The organism is Streptomyces zingiberis (assembly GCF_012034935.1).
In the GTDB taxonomy this organism is placed as follows: Bacteria; Actinomycetota; Actinomycetes; order Streptomycetales; family Streptomycetaceae; genus Streptomyces; species Streptomyces zingiberis.
The window spans coordinates 34,981-51,045 of record NZ_JAATEN010000013.1 but is presented as its reverse complement, the minus strand read 5'-3'; the positions used below and the strand labels follow the sequence as shown (position 1 = coordinate 51,045).

At 74.7% G+C, this 16,065-nt stretch carries 13 protein-coding genes; 10 read left to right on the top strand and 3 right to left on the bottom strand.

Annotated elements, in window-relative coordinates; translation table 11 throughout:
- Positions 1–127: 127 nt before the first annotated feature.
- From dxr to HCK00_RS17265, 6 genes are all read left to right on the top strand, one after another.
- Positions 128–1,372 carry a 1-deoxy-D-xylulose-5-phosphate reductoisomerase gene (gene dxr, locus HCK00_RS17290; protein ID WP_168102883.1) on the top strand — a complete coding sequence of 415 codons (1,245 nt, stop codon included), beginning with the start codon at positions 128–130 and terminating at the stop codon, positions 1,370–1,372.
- Entirely contained in the window at positions 1,369–2,670 is a 1,302-nt protein-coding gene (locus HCK00_RS17285; protein ID WP_168102882.1) for a M50 family metallopeptidase, read from the top strand. Before dxr ends, HCK00_RS17285 begins: the two co-directional genes overlap by 4 nt.
- Positions 2,671–2,870: 200 nt before the next feature.
- Positions 2,871–4,028, top strand: a complete 1,158-nt coding sequence (gene ispG, locus HCK00_RS17280) for a flavodoxin-dependent (E)-4-hydroxy-3-methylbut-2-enyl-diphosphate synthase (RefSeq protein ID WP_168102881.1) — start codon at positions 2,871–2,873, stop codon at positions 4,026–4,028.
- Between the two features lie 418 nt (positions 4,029–4,446).
- The gene (locus HCK00_RS17275) at positions 4,447–5,292 is read left to right on the top strand and encodes a GNAT family N-acetyltransferase (protein ID WP_168102880.1); all 846 of its coding nucleotides are present in this window, start codon (positions 4,447–4,449) and stop codon (positions 5,290–5,292) included.
- Between the two features lie 14 nt (positions 5,293–5,306).
- Positions 5,307–5,855 (top strand): GNAT family N-acetyltransferase, encoded by a 549-nt coding sequence (locus HCK00_RS17270; protein ID WP_168102879.1) that lies wholly within the window; start codon positions 5,307–5,309, stop codon positions 5,853–5,855.
- A 106-nt stretch (positions 5,856–5,961) separates the two neighbouring features.
- Entirely contained in the window at positions 5,962–7,656 is a 1,695-nt protein-coding gene (locus tag HCK00_RS17265; RefSeq protein ID WP_168102878.1) for a proline--tRNA ligase, read from the top strand.
- 125 nt (positions 7,657–7,781) lie between these two features.
- Here HCK00_RS17265 and HCK00_RS17260 read toward each other — a convergent pair whose 3' ends face one another.
- The 3 genes from HCK00_RS17260 to HCK00_RS17250 form a co-directional block, all read right to left on the bottom strand.
- Positions 7,782–8,807 carry an aminoglycoside phosphotransferase family protein gene (locus HCK00_RS17260; RefSeq protein ID WP_168102877.1) on the bottom strand — a complete coding sequence of 342 codons (1,026 nt, stop codon included), beginning with the start codon at positions 8,805–8,807 and terminating at the stop codon, positions 7,782–7,784.
- A 65-nt stretch (positions 8,808–8,872) separates the two neighbouring features.
- Complete coding sequence (locus HCK00_RS17255) at positions 8,873–9,394, bottom strand: ferritin-like domain-containing protein (RefSeq protein ID WP_168102876.1); 522 nt, start codon at positions 9,392–9,394, stop codon at positions 8,873–8,875.
- Between the two features lie 133 nt (positions 9,395–9,527).
- Positions 9,528–10,148 (bottom strand): hypothetical protein, encoded by a 621-nt coding sequence (locus tag HCK00_RS17250; RefSeq protein WP_168102875.1) that lies wholly within the window; start codon positions 10,146–10,148, stop codon positions 9,528–9,530.
- Between the two features lie 271 nt (positions 10,149–10,419).
- Here HCK00_RS17250 and rimP point away from each other — a divergent pair, with 271 nt between their 5' ends.
- From rimP to infB, 4 genes are all read left to right on the top strand, one after another.
- Positions 10,420–10,947, top strand: coding sequence for a ribosome maturation factor RimP (gene rimP, locus HCK00_RS17245; RefSeq protein WP_168102874.1), 528 nt, complete (start codon positions 10,420–10,422; stop codon positions 10,945–10,947).
- Between the two features lie 2 nt (positions 10,948–10,949).
- Positions 10,950–12,011, top strand: a complete 1,062-nt coding sequence (nusA, locus tag HCK00_RS17240) for a transcription termination factor NusA (protein ID WP_168102873.1) — start codon at positions 10,950–10,952, stop codon at positions 12,009–12,011.
- A 380-nt stretch (positions 12,012–12,391) separates the two neighbouring features.
- Positions 12,392–12,718, top strand: a complete 327-nt coding sequence (locus tag HCK00_RS17235; RefSeq protein WP_240965646.1) for a YlxR family protein — start codon at positions 12,392–12,394, stop codon at positions 12,716–12,718.
- Between the two features lie 145 nt (positions 12,719–12,863).
- The gene (infB, locus tag HCK00_RS17230; protein WP_168102871.1) at positions 12,864–15,926 is read left to right on the top strand and encodes a translation initiation factor IF-2; all 3,063 of its coding nucleotides are present in this window, start codon (positions 12,864–12,866) and stop codon (positions 15,924–15,926) included.
- The last annotated feature ends 139 nt before the right edge of the window (positions 15,927–16,065 follow it).

Here is a 16,065-nt window from a genome sequence, read left to right as displayed (position 1 = left end):
GCGGTGACCGGACAGGGACCGGGAAGTGCCCGGACAAGGGGACGGACAAAAGGGGACGGACAAGGAGCCGGGCACGCGGGGCCGGCCGTTGTGCGGCGGGGCCGCCCCGTCCGGTGACAATGGGGGGATGACGGACTCTCTCGCCCACCCGCATCTGGTCTTCCCGGCGGCCGCCGCCACCGGTGGTCCGCGGGACATCGTGATTCTCGGCTCCACCGGTTCGATCGGCACCCAGGCCATCGACGTGGTGCTCCGCAACCCGGGACGGTTCCGGGTCATGGGCCTGTCGGCGGCCGGCGGCCGGGTCGGTCTCCTCGCCGAGCAGGCCCGCAAGGTCCGCGCCGGCACGGTCGCCGTGGCCCGGGAGGACACCGTGCCGGCGCTGCGGGAGGCCCTGTCCGCCGAGTACGGCGCGGAGCCGCTGCCGGAGATCCTGGCCGGCCCGGACGCGGCCGCCGAACTCGCCGCCCGCGAATGCCACACCGTCCTCAACGGCATCACCGGCTCCATCGGACTGGCCCCGACCCTGGCCGCCCTCGAGTCCGGGCGGGTCCTCGCCCTGGCCAACAAGGAGTCGCTGATCGCCGGCGGCCCGCTGGTCCGGGCGGTCGCCAAGCCCGGGCAGATCGTGCCGGTGGACTCCGAGCACTCGGCGCTCTTCCAGGCCCTCGCGGGCGGCAGCCGCGCGGAGGTGCGCAAGCTGGTGGTCACCGCCTCCGGCGGCCCGTTCCGCGGCCGGACCCGGGCCGAGCTGGCCGCCGTCACCCCCGGCGAGGCGCTGGACCACCCCACCTGGGACATGGGCCCGGTCGTCACCATCAACTCCGCGACCCTGGTCAACAAGGGCCTGGAGGTGATCGAGGCGCACCTCCTCTTCGACGTTCCGTTCGACCGGATTGAGGTCGTCGTCCACCCGCAGTCGTATGTCCACTCCATGGTGGAATTCATCGACGGCTCGACGCTGCTCCAGGCGAGCCCTCCGGACATGCGGACGCCGATCGCGCTGGGGCTGGGCTGGCCGGACCGGGTGCCGGACGCCGCGCCCGCGTGCGACTGGACCACGGCCTCCTCCTGGGAGTTCTTCCCCCTGGACCAGGAGGCCTTCCCCTCCGTGGGGCTGGCCCGGCGCGTGGGCGAGCTGGGCGGTACCGCGCCCGCCGTGTTCAACGCCGCCAACGAGGAGTGCGTGGAGGCGTTCCGCGCCGGCCGCCTCCCGTTCAACGGCATCGTGGACACCGTCGCGGAGGTGGTGGCCGAGCACGGCGCCACCGGCCGGGACACCTCCCTCACCGTGGCGGACGTCCTGGCGGCGGAGGAGTGGGCGCGCGCCCGCGCCCGGGAGATGGCGGCGGTATCGGAGGTCCGCGCATGACGCTCCTCATGACGGTGCTCGGCATAGTCGTCTTCGTGCTCGGCCTGCTCTTCTCGATCGCGTGGCACGAGCTGGGGCACCTGTCGACCGCCAAGATGTTCGGCGTGCGGGTGCCGCAGTACATGGTCGGTTTCGGCCCCACCCTCTTCTCCCGGCGCAAGGGGGAGACGGAGTACGGCATCAAGGCGATCCCGTTCGGCGGCTACATCCGCATGATCGGGATGTTCCCGCCGGGGGACGACGGCGCCGTGCGGGCCCGTTCCACCTCGCCCTTCCGCTCCATGATCGAGGACGCCCGCGAGGCGGCCTTCGAGGAGCTGCGCCCCGGGGACGAGAAGCGGCTGTTCTACACCCGCAAACCGTGGCAGCGGGTGATCGTGATGTTCGCCGGCCCGTTCATGAACCTGGTGCTGGCCGTCGTGGTCTTCATGGGCGTGCTGATGGGCTTCGGCATCAACACCCAGACCACCACCGTCTCCACCGTCTCGGACTGCGTGATCTCGCAGAACGAGAACCGTGACAGCTGCCGCGCCGGTGACCCGGCCTCTCCCGCCAAGGCGGCCGGACTCCAGCCGGGCGACCGCATCACGGCCTTCGACGGCGAGCCCATCGCGGACTGGGCCGTCCTCCAGGACCGCATCCGCGACACCACGGGCCCGGCCGGCCTGACCGTCGAGCGCGGCGGGGAGACGGTGGCCCTGCGGGCGAACCTGGTGGAGAACCGCCTGGTCAAGTACGACGACCAGGGCCGGGTGGTGCAGGGTGAGTACGTCACCGCGGGCTTCCTCGGCTTCAGCCCGGCCACCGGGGTGGTCCAGCAGAGCTTCGGCCAGTCGGTCGACCGCATGGGTGACATGATCAGCTCCGGTGTGCAGGCCCTGATCGCCCTGCCGTCGAAGATCCCCGCCCTGTGGGACGCCACCTTCGGGGACGCCGAGCGCGAACCGGACTCCCCGATGGGCGTGGTCGGCGCCGCCCGGGTGGGAGGCGAGGTGTTCAACCTGGACATCCCGCCGCAGCAGCAGGTGGCGACCATGCTCTTCCTGGTCGCGGGGTTCAACCTGTCGCTGTTCCTCTTCAACATGCTGCCGCTGCTGCCGCTGGACGGCGGCCACATCGCCGGCGCGCTGTGGGAGTCCGTCCGGCGCCACGCGGCCCGGCTGTTCCGCCGCCCCGACCCCGGGCCGTTCGACGTGGCCAAGCTGATGCCCGTCGCCTATGTGGTGGCCGGCATCTTCATCTGCTTCACCCTGCTGGTCCTCATGGCTGATCTCGTCAACCCCGTACGGATCTCCTGATGACCTGAACAACAGACGAAACACCTGGTGGCGCGGCCCGGCGCGGGGCGCGACGGGCCGTGCCACCGGGCCACCGGCCGCCCCCGGCGCGCACGGCGTGCGAACGGACCGCGGCGGCGGCACCCCCGTGGGTGCCGTAATCTCGGAGCCGGGCCCGCCCTGTCCCCGGGCCGCGAGACCGACGTTGGGGTTGCACGCAGATGACTGCGATTTCGCTGGGAATGCCGTCCGTCCCGATCAAGCTGGCGGAGCGCCGGAAGAGCCGACAGATCCAGGTGGGGTCGGTCGCGGTCGGCGGTGACGCCCCCGTCTCCGTCCAGTCGATGACCACGACCGTCACCGCGGACATCGGCGCCACCCTGCAGCAGATCGCCGAGCTCACGGCCGCCGGCTGCCAGATCGTCCGGGTCGCCTGCCCCTCCCCGGACGACGCCGAGGCGCTGCCGGTCATCGCGCGGAAGTCCGGCATCCCCGTGATCGCCGACATCCACTTCCAGCCGAAGTACGTCTTCGCCGCGATCGACGCCGGCTGCGCGGCCGTCCGGGTCAACCCGGGCAACATCCGCCAGTTCGACGACAAGGTCAAGGAGATCGCCAAGGCCGCCTCGGACGCGGGCGTCCCCATCCGCATCGGCGTCAACGCGGGCTCCCTCGACAAGCGGCTGCTCGCCAAGTACGGCAAGGCCACCCCCGAGGCGCTGGTGGAGTCGGCGCTGTGGGAGTGCTCACTCTTCGAGGAGCACGGCTTCCGGGACATCAAGATCTCCGTGAAGCACAACGACCCGGTCGTCATGATCAACGCCTACCGGCAGCTCGCCGCCCGCTGCGACTACCCGCTGCACCTGGGCGTCACCGAGGCCGGCCCCGCCTTCCAGGGCACCATCAAGTCCTCCGTCGCCTTCGGCGCGCTGCTCGCCGAGGGCATCGGCGACACCATCCGGGTCTCCCTCTCCGCCCCGCCCGTGGAGGAGATCAAGGTCGGCAACCAGATCCTGGAATCCCTCGGCCTGCGGCAGCGGGGGCTGGAGATCGTCTCCTGCCCCTCCTGCGGGCGGGCCCAGGTGGACGTCTACAAGCTGGCGGAGGAGGTCACCGCGGGCCTGGAGGGCATGGAGGTGCCGCTCCGGGTCGCCGTGATGGGCTGCGTGGTCAACGGCCCCGGCGAGGCCCGTGAGGCGGATCTGGGCGTGGCCTCCGGCAACGGCAAGGGACAGATCTTCGTCAAGGGGGAGGTCATCAAGACCGTCCCCGAATCGAAGATCGTCGAGACGCTGATCGACGAGGCGATGAAGATCGCCGAGCAGATGGAGAAGGACGGCGTGGCCTCCGGCGAACCGGTCGTCACCGCCGCGGGCTGACCACCGGCCGCCGCCCGCCGGTACCGTCCGGAATCGTCTGTTTCGCCCCGCCGCCCCCGGTCCGCCCGCCCGGCGGATCGGGGGCGACGGGGTTTCGGACCGCGCCGCCCGGCCCAGACGGCAGATGAGGCCCCGGGACGAACCCCGCGGGCCCGACGGCGCCGCCGCACATGACCCCACCGACCGGTGAGCGGCGGACCCGCTCCTCTCCCGGCGGCGGTCCGGCACCCGCGGACCCCGTCGCGCCCCCCCCGCGCGCCCGGCGCGGCGGTGGCGGGCCCACGGAGCGGTACAGTGCGGCTGGGGCCGGACCCGCCCCGGGGCGGGGGACCGGGGCGCCCGTTCCCCGGACGGCGCTCCGCCCGCCGCACGGGGTCGCCCCGGAAGGACGCAGCAGCAGACGGTGAGGCCCCGACACGTGTTGACGCAGACGACCACCAGGGCTCTCGGCCCCGGCGATCTGGACGCCGCTCTCGCGGTGCTCGATCGCGACCCGGTGACGAACGCCTTCGTCGCCGCCCGGGTGCGGGCCGCCGGCCTCGACCCGTGGCGGCTCGGCGGGGAGATGTGGGGCTGGTTCGCCGAGGGCCGCCTGGATTCCCTCTGTTACGCCGGCGCCAATCTCGTCCCCGTGTGCGCCGGGCCGGAGGCCGTCCGCGCCTTCGCCGAGCGCGCCCGCCGGACCGGCCGCCGCTGCTCCTCGATCGTGGGCCCGGCCGACGCCACGGCGCTGCTGTGGTCCCTGCTCGAACCGGTCTGGGGCCCCGCCCGCGAGGTCCGCCCCCACCAGCCGCTGATGGTGACCTCCGCGGTACCGGCGGATGTCGCGCCCGACCCGCTGGTGCGGCGGGTGCGCAAGGACGAGATCGACATCCTGATGCCGGCCTGTGTGGCGATGTTCACCGAGGAGGTCGGCGTCTCGCCGCTCGCGGGCGACGGCGGGCTGCTCTACCAGGCCCGTATAGCCGAACTGGTGTCCACGGGCCGCTCGTTCGCGCGGATCGAGGGCGGCCGGGTGGTCTTCAAGGCCGAGGTCGGCGCCGCCACCGAGCGGGCCTGTCAGATCCAGGGCGTCTGGGTCGCCCCCGAGTTCCGCGGCCGCGGCCTCTCCGAGACCGGCATGGCCGCCGTGCTGCGGTACGCCCTGGCCGGGATCGCCCCCGTCGCCAGCCTCTACGTCAACGACTTCAACACCGCCGCCCGCGCGGCGTACCGGCGCGTCGGCTTCCAGGAGACCGGTGCCTTCATGAGCGTGCTGTTTTGAGTAGTCTCCCGGCCATGGATGATGTCGCGGTCGGCCCGCTCGACCTGGTGGCGCGGGTGGACGACGCGCTCGCCGTGCAGGCCCTGGCCTTCGGTCTCTCCGACGAGGAGGTGGGGGTGCGGCACCACATCGTGCTGCGCCACATGGCCTCCCCGGGGGCCACCGCGCTCGGGGCGGTCACCCCGGACGGCCGCCTGGTCGGGTTCACCTACGGGATGCCCGGCGACCGCTCCCACTGGTGGTCCACGGTCGTCGAGCCGTATCTGCGGCGCGAGGGCCGCGACGCCTGGCTGGACGACGCCTTCGTCGTCACCGAGCTGCACGTCCTCCCCAGCCACCAGAAGCGGGGCATCGGGCGCCGGCTCATCACCGAGCTCACCGACGCCGCCGCCGAGCCGCGCAGCCTGCTGTCGGCGATCGACACCGACAGCCCGGCCCGCGCCCTCTACCGCTCCCTGGGCTACCGCGACCTGGCCCGGCCGGTGTACTTCCCCAGCGCCGCGAGCCCCTACGCCGTGATGGGCGCCCCGCTGCCGCTGCGGGGGGCCCGGCGGCCGGGGTGACCGCGGGCCCGGTCCGCCCGGTCCGCCCGGTCCCGGCGTCATCGGCACCCGCCGTCTTTCGGTAGCCTCCTGGGCATCACCGTATTTCACGCAGGAGAGAGCCCCCATGGTCCAGCGCATGTCCCGGATGATGCTCAAGACGCTGCGCGACGACCCGGCCGATGCCGAGACGACCAGCCACAAGCTGCTGGTCCGCGCCGGGTACGTCCGCCGTGCGTCCGCCGGAATCTGGACCTGGCTGCCGCTGGGCAAGAAGGTCCTGGAGAACGTCTCGCGCGTGGTGCGCGAGGAGATGGACGCGATCGGGGCGCAGGAGGTCCTGCTCCCCGCGCTGCTGCCCAAGGAGCCGTACGAGACCAGCGGACGCTGGGAGGAGTACGGCGAGCTGCTGTTCCGGCTGAAGGACCGCAAGGGCGCCGACTACCTGCTCGGCCCCACCCATGAGGAGATCTTCACCCTCACGGTCAAGGACCAGTGCACGTCCTACAAGGACCTGCCGGTGGTGCTCTACCAGATCCAGACCAAGTACCGGGACGAGGCCCGCCCCCGCTCCGGCGTGCTCCGCGGCCGGGAGTTCCTGATGAAGGACTCCTACTCCTTCGACACCGACGACGAGGGGCTGGCCGAGGCCTACCGGCTGCACCGCGAGGCCTACACCCGGATCTTCGAGCGGCTCGGCCTGGACTACCGCATCGTCTCCGCCGTCTCGGGCGCCATGGGCGGCTCCGCCTCCGAGGAGTTCCTGGCTCCCGCCGCCGCCGGTGAGGACACCTTCGTCGACTGCCCGGCCTGCGACTACGCGGCCAACACGGAGGCGGTCACCACCGTCGTGGCCCCGGCGCCGGCCGCCGACCACGCCCCGGTCGAGGAGCTGGACACCCCGGACACCCCGACCATCGAGACGCTCGCCGCGCACCTGGGGGTGCCCGCCTCCGCCACTCTGAAGAACCTGCTGGTCAAGGTGGACGGCGAGATCACGGCCGTCGGCGTGCCCGGGGACCGCGAGGTGGACCTCGGCAAGCTGGCCGAGCACCTCTCCCCGGCCGTGGTGGAGCTGGTGACGGCCGAGGACTTCGTGGACCGCCCCGAGCTGGTCCGCGGCTACGTGGGCCCGCAGACCCTGGCCGGCACGGCCTTCCGCTATCTCGCCGACCCGCGGGTGGCGGAGAACACCGCCTGGATCACCGGGGCCAACAAGGAGGGCAAGCACGCCCGCAACGTGGTCGTCGGCCGCGACTTCACGGTGGACCAGTACCTCGACGTGGTCGTCGTCGAGCCCGGTGACCCCTGCCCGAAGTGCGGCACCGGACTGCGGATCGACCGCGCCATCGAGATCGGCCACATCTTCCAGCTCGGCCGGAAGTACGCCGACGCCTTCGAACTCGACGTGCTCGGCCGCGAGGGCAAGCCGGTCCGGGTCACCATGGGCTCCTACGGCATCGGGGTCTCCCGGGCCGTGGCCGCGCTCGCCGAGCAGACCGCCGACGGAAAGGGCCTGTGCTGGCCCGCGGAGATCGCGCCGGCCGATGTGCACGTCGTCGCGGCGGGCAAGGCGGCGCAGACCGAACTCGCCCTGGAGGTCGCCGGGAAGCTGCACGCCGCGGGGGTGCGGGTGCTCGTCGACGACCGCGCGGGCGTCTCCCCGGGGGTGAAGTTCACCGACGCCGAGCTGATCGGCGTGCCCACCATCCTGGTGGCGGGGCGGCGGTCCGGCGAGGGCGTGGTCGAGCTCAAGGACCGCCGCACCGGCGAGCGGGAGGAACTCACGGTGGACGAGGCCCTGGCGCGGCTCAGCCGCTGACCTGGGCCGGGACCGGGTGGCGGGCCGCCACCCGCCCCCGGCCTGCCGCGCCGTCTCCGCCGGACGTACCAGCCGTACCGGCCGTGCGGGCCGTGCCGTCTCCGCCGGCCGTGCGCGTCCCGCCGTCAGAGCCAGCTCGCGAACTCCAGCAGGGGTTCCGCCCGGCGCGCGTCCCCGCGGAGCAGGGCCGGGACGCCGTCCGCCACCGCGCGGAAGAGGGTCCAGCCGCGCAGCCGCTCCGGGTCGACCTCCACGGAGTCCGCCAGCCGGCCGAGGCGGCGGCGGGTGACGGCCGCCCCGCCCGCCGTCGCGACCAGGTCCTCCAGCCGGGTCCTGGCCGGCTGTGCCAGGTCGTACGCGCGCTCGCCGACCAGCGGGTCCGGGCCGACGGCCAGCCAGGGGGCGCGGTCCCCGGAGACCACCTTGTCCTCCCGGAACCGGCCGTGCAGCAGCACCTGTTCGGGCTCCGCGGCCGTCAGCTCCGCGCGCACCGCCAGTGCCTGGGAGACCAGCGGCCGGACGTCGGCCGCCGCGGGATCACCGGCCGCCGCGCGCAGCCGGGCCGCCGGGCCCGCCGTGCGCTCCGTCACCGAGGGGAACGGATGGCCCTCCCCCGGATCGGTCCACAGCCGCCGCAGGGTGCCGGCCGCCTCCAGCAGCGCCCGGTCCTCCGGCAGCGACCGGAGCGACACCTCGCCGTGCAGCCGCTCCAGCAGCAGCGCGCCCGCCGCGCCGGGAGCGGTCTCGGCGGCCAGCAGCCGCACGGCGCCCCAGCCGTCCCACCGTTCCAGGGCGGCCCGCTGCGCCGCCGCGTCCGCGCCGGGGGCCACCAGCTTCAGGGCCGCCCGGTCGCCGTTTCCGTCCGCCCCGGTGTCGCCGTGGCCGTCGCCCTCACTGCCGTCGGCGCCGCCGTTGTCACGGGTGTTCCCGCCGCCGCCGTCACCGGCGGGGCGGCGCACCAGCACCAGCAAACTCCTCCGGCCGCCGGGCATCGGCACCCGTTCCGGCGTCAGTCCCCAGCGGCGCAGGGCCTGCCCGGTGAGGCCCGGCAGCGCCGTCAGCCACTCCCGGCCCGTCTCGTCCGCCTCCTGCGCCCGTACCAGACGCCGCGGCGGTTCGGGCGGAGTGCCGCCCTCGGCCCGTGCTGTCATGCCCGGTCCGTCCCCTTCCGTCGCTGTCGTCCCCCGGGCCGTGCCGCGGGGAGCGCGGCGGCCCGTCAGAGTTCGCTCGCGCCGCCGGTGGCCGGGCCGGGGGATCCGGCGGGCGCCGGGCGTTCCGCGAGACCAGGGAAGGCTACGCTGCCGCCGCGCCAGCGCACCGCCCGGACCGCCGCCTCGCGCAGCGCCCCGGCGGCCTCCCGGCGGGTGTCGCCGGTGGCGGCCCGGACGAGATCGGCGTAGACGCCGGCCACCCGGTCCTCCAGTTCGGCGGCGAGCCGCGCCGCGGCGTCCGCGTCGGGCACCGGGAACGGCAGGGCGTAGGCGGCGGCCGACGGCTCGGGTTCGCCGCCCAGGTCGCGCACGCGGCGGTGCAGCGCGTCACGGCGCGCGCGATGGGCGTCATGCCCTTCGCGCGCCTCCTTGCGGCGGTCCTCGCCGATCCTGCCGCCGACGACGCCGTAGCCGTAGACGGCGGCGTGCTCGGCGCGGAGGGCCCGCTGGGTGGCGTCGAGGACGTCCGCCGGCGCGGGGGCTGCCGCGGGGGCCGCGTGCGGCGCGGGCCGCGCGGAGGTGGTCACAGGGGTCTGCCTTCCGTGAGGCGCCCCCGGGGACCGGGATCCCCGGTCCGGGGGCGGGCGGACGGGGCGGGGAGCGGCCGCCGGCCGAGGGCCGGCGCCCGCGGCGGCCGGTGGACGGGTCGCGGCCGGGGCCTCACGCCGCCTCCGTCAGCAGATAGGCGTGCGCGGCGCCGGCGGCGGCCACCGAGGCCAGCAGGCGGGCGAGTTCGGGATCCGCGGTGACGAGGGCACGGGTCCGGGCGTCGGCGGCCCGGCGCTCCGCGCGGGCCAGTGCCGCCAGCGCGGCGTCCCGCTCGGCGGGCACCCCGGCCGTGCCGGGGGAGCCGGAGGGACCGCCCGCCGAAGGCTCCGGCCGTGGTCCGTCCGGCGACCCCGGGGGCTCGCGGGTCCCGCGCGGCTCCCCGTCCCGGCCCGTGTCCCCGGACGCGCCGCCCTCGCCGCCCTCGCCGCGTTCGGTGAAGGCCCGGACGTGCCGGTCCGTCTCGGCGCGGAGCGGGGTCAGCAGGCCGGCCAGGCCGGGGTGGGCGGCGAGGGTGGCGTCGTACCGCTCCAGCAGGGCGCGGGAGTCCCGGGCGGAGCGCGCGCGCAACCTCCGGTCCGCCCGGGCGCGGGCGGCCTCCGCGGCGGCGTCACCGTCCGAGCAGGCCGTCGCCAGGGCGGCGGCGGGCGCCGCCGCGAACAGGGCGGGCACCCCGGCGAGCAGACTCCTGCGGCGGGGTCCGGCGGGGGCCCGCGGCGGCGTGGTGGGCGGCACGGTCACATCCTGGGACGCGCTGGTCGGCCGCGGTGGGCCGCGGCGGACAGGGACGGGGAGGGAGGGGGAGCCGGGCGGCACGGGGCGGTTCGCCGCACCCGTGATCGGCCGTCCCGAGCGTACCCGCGTTCGGCGCCCGAATCGCCGACCGGGCGGGCCCGCCGGGCGAGCGGCCCCCGGGAGGCGGACACGGCACGCTCCGCGACCGGATACCCTTTCACCTGACACGCGATCCCGAGACAACAGCACACGCGGCCGAGGAGTCACCCGGATGAGCACCACCCAGAGCGAGCGGCTGCGCGGTCTGCTCGAACCACTGGCCGCCGCGCGAGACCTGGATCTGGAGGAGATCGAGGTGAGCCCGGTCGGGCGGATGCGGGTCCTCCGGATCGTCGTGGACTCCGACTCCGGGGTACTCCTGGACACCTGTGCGGATCTGAGCCGGGCGGTCTCCGAGCGGCTGGACGAGACCGACGCCATGGGGGAGACGCCCTACCGGCTGGAGGTCACCTCGCCGGGCGCCGACCGCCCGCTGACGCAGCCGCGCCACTACCGCCGTGCCACCGGCCGGCTGATCAAGGCCCGGCTCACCGACGGCGGCGAACTCACCGCGCGCATCGTCTCCGTGGACGAGGACGGCATCGACCTGGAGGTGCCCGGGGTCAAGGGCCGCCGGCCCACCTCGCGCCGGGTCGCCTTCGCGGAGATCGCCAAGGCGCGGGTGGAGATCGAGTTCAATCGCAGGGACGACGGGCGCACCACCGCGGCCGCCGGGGACGAAGGCCAGGAAGAGGCGTAGCCGTGGACATCGACATGAGCGCTCTGCGGGGGCTGGTGCGGGAGAAGGAGATCTCCTTCGACCTGCTGGTCGAGGCGATCGAGTCGGCCCTCCTCATCGCCTACCACCGCACCGAGGGGAGCCGGCGCCGCGCGCGCGTCCAACTCGACCGGGAGACCGGGCATGTGACGGTCTGGGCGACGGAGGACCCGGACGAGTACGGCGCGACCGGTGAGAGCGCCGCGACCGGTGAGAGCGCCGCGACCGGTGGGACCGGTGCGAGCGGCGGCGGGGCCGCCGGCCCCCGGGAGTTCGACGACACCCCCTCGGGATTCGGCCGGATCGCCGCCACCACCGCCAAGCAGGTCATCCTCCAGCGCCTCCGGGACGCCGAGGAGGAGGTGACCTTCGGCGAGTACGCCGGACGCGAGGGCGATGTCGTCGCCGGCGTGGTCCAGCAGGGCAAGGACCCGAAGAACGTCCTGGTCGACATCGGCCGGCTGGAGGCCATCCTGCCGGCGCAGGAGCAGGTGCCGGGCGAGGACTACTCGCACGGGGCCCGGCTGCGCAGCTACGTCGTCCGGGTCGCCAAGGGCGTGCGCGGACCCTCCGTGACGCTCTCGCGGACCCACCCCAACCTGGTGAAGAAGCTCTTCGCCATGGAGGTGCCGGAGATCGCGGACGGTTCGGTGGAGATCGCCGCCATCGCCCGCGAGGCCGGCCACCGCACCAAGATCGCCGTGCGGTCCGTCCGGTCCGGTCTCAACGCCAAGGGGGCCTGTATCGGCCCGATGGGCGGGCGGGTGCGCGCGGTCATGGCCGAACTGCAGGGCGAGAAGATCGACATCGTCGACTGGTCGGACGACCCGGCGGAGCTGGTGGGGCACGCGCTCTCGCCCGCGCGGGTCAGCAAGGTCGAGGTCGTCGACGCCGCGGCGCGCTCGGCCCGGGTGACCGTCCCCGACTACCAGCTCTCACTGGCCATCGGCAAGGAGGGCCAGAACGCCCGGCTGGCCGCCCGGCTCACCGGCTGGCGCATCGACATCCGCCCGGACACCGAGCCGCAGGACTCCCGGGAGTCCTGACCGGCCCGTCCGGAGGGGCACCGCCACGGGGCCCGGCGGGCGGATCGCGCGCCCGGCGGGCCCGCCCGGCTCGCGGCCCGGCGCCCGGCACGGCACCGTGGTACGGACGGCGGGGTGGAGATCGGCACGGTCGTGACGGCGGTTGCCGCCGCGGGGCCGCGGCCGCCCGGGCATCGCCGCGGGCGGTCCGGGCAGGCCCGGGAGGACCGGGCGGGCACAGCCGTACCGTCCGGCCCCGCGTCCGGCGTCCGCGCGGCGGACCGGGTCCGGGCCGGGCACGGACGCGGCACCGTCGGGGTACGGGCGGGGATGTCAACGGAATGGCTCACTACTGCACGGGCGTTACCCCCCAAGGGCCGCGTCGGTGCGTGGAGGTAGACTTGAAGGCGTCTGGCCGGACGCATGCCCAGGCGTTCCCCGAGCGCACCTGCGTGGGGTGCCGTACGCGTGCGGCCAAAGGCGATCTGCTGCGCATCGCGGTGATCGAGGGTGAGTGCGTCCCCGATCCACGCGGTACGCTGCCCGGTCGGGGCGCGTATCTGCACCCCGCCCCCGCCTGTCTCGACCTGGCGGTCCGCCGCCGGGCCCTCCCCCGGGCCTTCCGGGAGCGGGGGCCGCTCGGCACCGACGCGGTGCGTGCGTTCCTCGGCCGGCCGGCCGGGGAGGCGCCGCCGCGGGCGAGCCGGGGAGAACAGGCACAACGGTAAGAGAACGGCACGGGTCAACCGTGCGGTCAGGTACCTCGCGAGTCGGAAGTAGGTCGAGATTGCGATGAGCACTCGATGAGTACGCGATGAGTACGCCCATGAAGTAGCGACGGTCCGGCGGAACCCGGACCCAGAATGGAGCGAAGTGGCAAAGGTCCGGGTATACGAGCTCGCCAAGGAGTTCGGAGTCGAGAGCAAGGTCGTCATGGCCAAGCTCCAAGAACTTGGTGAATTCGTCCGTTCGGCGTCCTCGACGATCGAGGCGCCCGTCGTACGCAAACTGACCGACGCTTTCCAGCAGGGCAACGGCTCCGGCCGGCCCGCCGGGAAGCCCTCGGCGCCCCGCAAGGCGGCGCCGTCCAAGCCGTCCGCGCCCACGCCCCGCGGCACGGCCCGTCCGGCTGCCCCGCAGCCGGGCCCCAAGGGCGCGCCCACCCCCGGCCCGCGGCCCCCGGCCCCCGGCCCCAAGCCGGCCGCCGCGCCCGCTCCGGGACCGCGTCCCACGCCGGGGCCCAAGCCCCCCGCCGCGCCGAAGCCCGGTCCGGCCGCTCCGGCGGCCCCCGAGTTCACGGCGCCTCCGGCGGCCCCGGCCGCCCCGTCGGCGCCCGGCCCCAAGCCCGGCGCCACCCCCGGCCCGCGTCCGGCCCGCCCGGCCGCTCCCGGCCAGGGACGTGACCAGGGCGGCCAGGGAGCGCGTCCGGGTGCGCCCCGCCCCGGCGGCCAGGGCGGCCGTCCCGGTGGTGGCGCCCGTGGTCCGCGCCCGGGTAACAACCCCTTCACCTCGGGCGGCAGCACGGGCATGTCCCGTCCCGCCCCGCGTCCCGGCGGCGGTCCCCGTCCCGGCGGCCAGGGCGGCCCCGGTGGCGGTCCCCGCCCGCAGGGCGCCGGCGGCGGTCCGCGTCCGCAGGCGCCGGGCGGTCCCCGGCCCTCGCCGGGCAGCATGCCCCGTCCGCAGGGCGGCCAGGGCGGCCCGGCCGGTCCCCGTCCCGGTGGCGGCGCCCGTCCGAACCCCGGCATGATGCCGCAGCGTCCGGCTGCCGGGCCCCGCCCGGGTCCGGGCGGACGCGGTCCCGGCGGTCCCGGCGGCGGTGGCCGTCCCGGTGGCGGCGCCCGTCCCGGTGGCGGTGGCGGCTTCGCCGGCCGTCCCGGCGGCGGTGGCGGCGGCCGTCCGGGTGGTGGCGGCGGCTTCGGCGGCGGTGGCGGCCGTCCGGGCGGTGGCGGCGGCTTCGGCGGCCGTCCCGGCTTCGGCGGGCGTCCCGGTGGCCCGGGTGGCCGCGGTGGCACGCAGGGCGCGTTCGGCCGTCCCGGCGGGCCCGCGCGGCGTGGCCGCAAGTCGAAGCGGCAGCGGCGCCAGGAGTACGAGGCCATGCAGGCCCCGTCGGTCGGCGGTGTGATGCTGCCGCGCGGCAACGGGCAGACCGTCCGGCTGTCGCGGGGCGCGTCTCTCACCGACTTCGCGGAGAAGATCAACGCCAACCCGGCGTCGCTCGTCGCCGTGATGCTCAACCTCGGCGAGATGGTCACCGCGACGCAGTCCGTCTCCGACGAGACGCTGCACCTCCTCGGTGACGAGATGAACTACGCCGTCGAGATCGTCAGCCCGGAGGAGGAGGACCGGGAGCTCCTGGAGTCCTTCGACATCGAGTTCGGCGAGAACGAGGGCGGCGAGGACATGCTCGTCGCGCGTCCGCCGGTGGTGACCGTCATGGGTCACGTCGACCACGGCAAGACCCGCCTGCTCGACGCGATCCGCAAGACGAACGTCATCGCGGGCGAGGCCGGCGGCATCACCCAGCATATCGGCGCCTACCAGGCGTCGACGGAAGTCAACGGTGAAGAGCGCAAGATCACCTTCATCGACACCCCCGGTCACGAGGCGTTCACCGCCATGCGGGCCCGTGGTGCCAAGTCCACCGACATCGCGATCCTCGTGGTGGCGGCGAACGACGGCGTCATGCCCCAGACGGTCGAGGCGCTGAACCACGCCAAGGCGGCCGAGGTGCCGATCGTGGTCGCGGTCAACAAGATCGACGTCGAGGGCGCGGACCCGTCCAAGGTGCGCGGCCAGCTCACCGAGTACGGGCTGGTGGCCGAGGAGTACGGCGGCGACACGATGTTCGTCGACATCTCCGCCAAGCAGGGCCTGCACATCGACGACCTGCTGGAGGCCGTCGTCCTCACCGCGGACGCGGCGCTCGACCTGCGGGCCAACGCGGAGCAGTCCGCGCAGGGCATCGCGATCGAGGCGCACCTCGACCGCGGGCGGGGCGCCGTGGCCACCGTGCTCGTCCAGCGCGGCACGCTGCGGGTCGGCGACACGATGGTCGTCGGCGACGCCTACGGCCGTGTCCGGGCGATGCACGACGACACCGGCAAGACGATCGACGAGGCGGGTCCGTCGACCCCCGTCCTGGTCCTGGGTCTCACCAACGTCCCGGGCGCCGGCGACAACTTCCTCGTCGTCGACGAGGACCGCACGGCGCGCCAGATCGCCGAGAAGCGTGCCGCCCGCGAGCGGAACGCGGCGTTCGCCAAGCGCACCCGCCGGGTCTCCCTGGAGGACCTGGACAAGGTGCTCAAGGCCGGCGAGGTGCAGCAGCTCAACCTCATCATCAAGGGCGACGCGTCCGGTTCGGTGGAGGCCCTCGAGTCCTCCCTGCTCCAGCTCGACGTCGGCGAAGAGGTCGACCTGCGCGTCCTGCACCGCGGCGTGGGTGCGGTCACCGAGACCGACATCGACCTGGCGACCGGCTCCGACGCCATCGTCATCGGCTTCAACGTGCGCGCCGAGGGGCGTGCCACGCAGATGGCCGAGCGCGAGGGCGTGGACGTCCGCTACTACTCGGTGATCTACCAGGTCATCGAGGAGATCGAGGCGGCCCTGAAGGGCATGCTCAAGCCCGAGTACGAGGAGGTCGAGCTCGGCACGGCGGAGATCCGCGAGGTCTTCCGCTCGTCCAAGCTGGGCAACATCGCGGGTGTCCTCATCCGCTCCGGCGAGGTGCGCCGCAACACCAAGGCGCGGCTCATCCGGGACGGCAAGGTCATCGCGGAGAACCTCAACATCGCGGGCCTGCGCCGCTTCAAGGACGACGTCACCGAGATCCGGGAAGGCTTCGAGGGCGGTATCAACCTCGGCAGCTACAACGACATCAAGGTCGACGACGTCATCGCCACGTACGAGATGCGGGAGAAGCCGCGCGGCTGATCCCACGGCGGGACCGGGGCCGGCCGGCGGGGGAAACCCCGTTGGCCGGCCCCGGCCGCTGCGAGTACGGTGCTCACCGCCCCTGCCGTCACGGCGGCCGGGGCGGCGAGCCCATCCCGAGGCCCCACAGGTGGCGTGA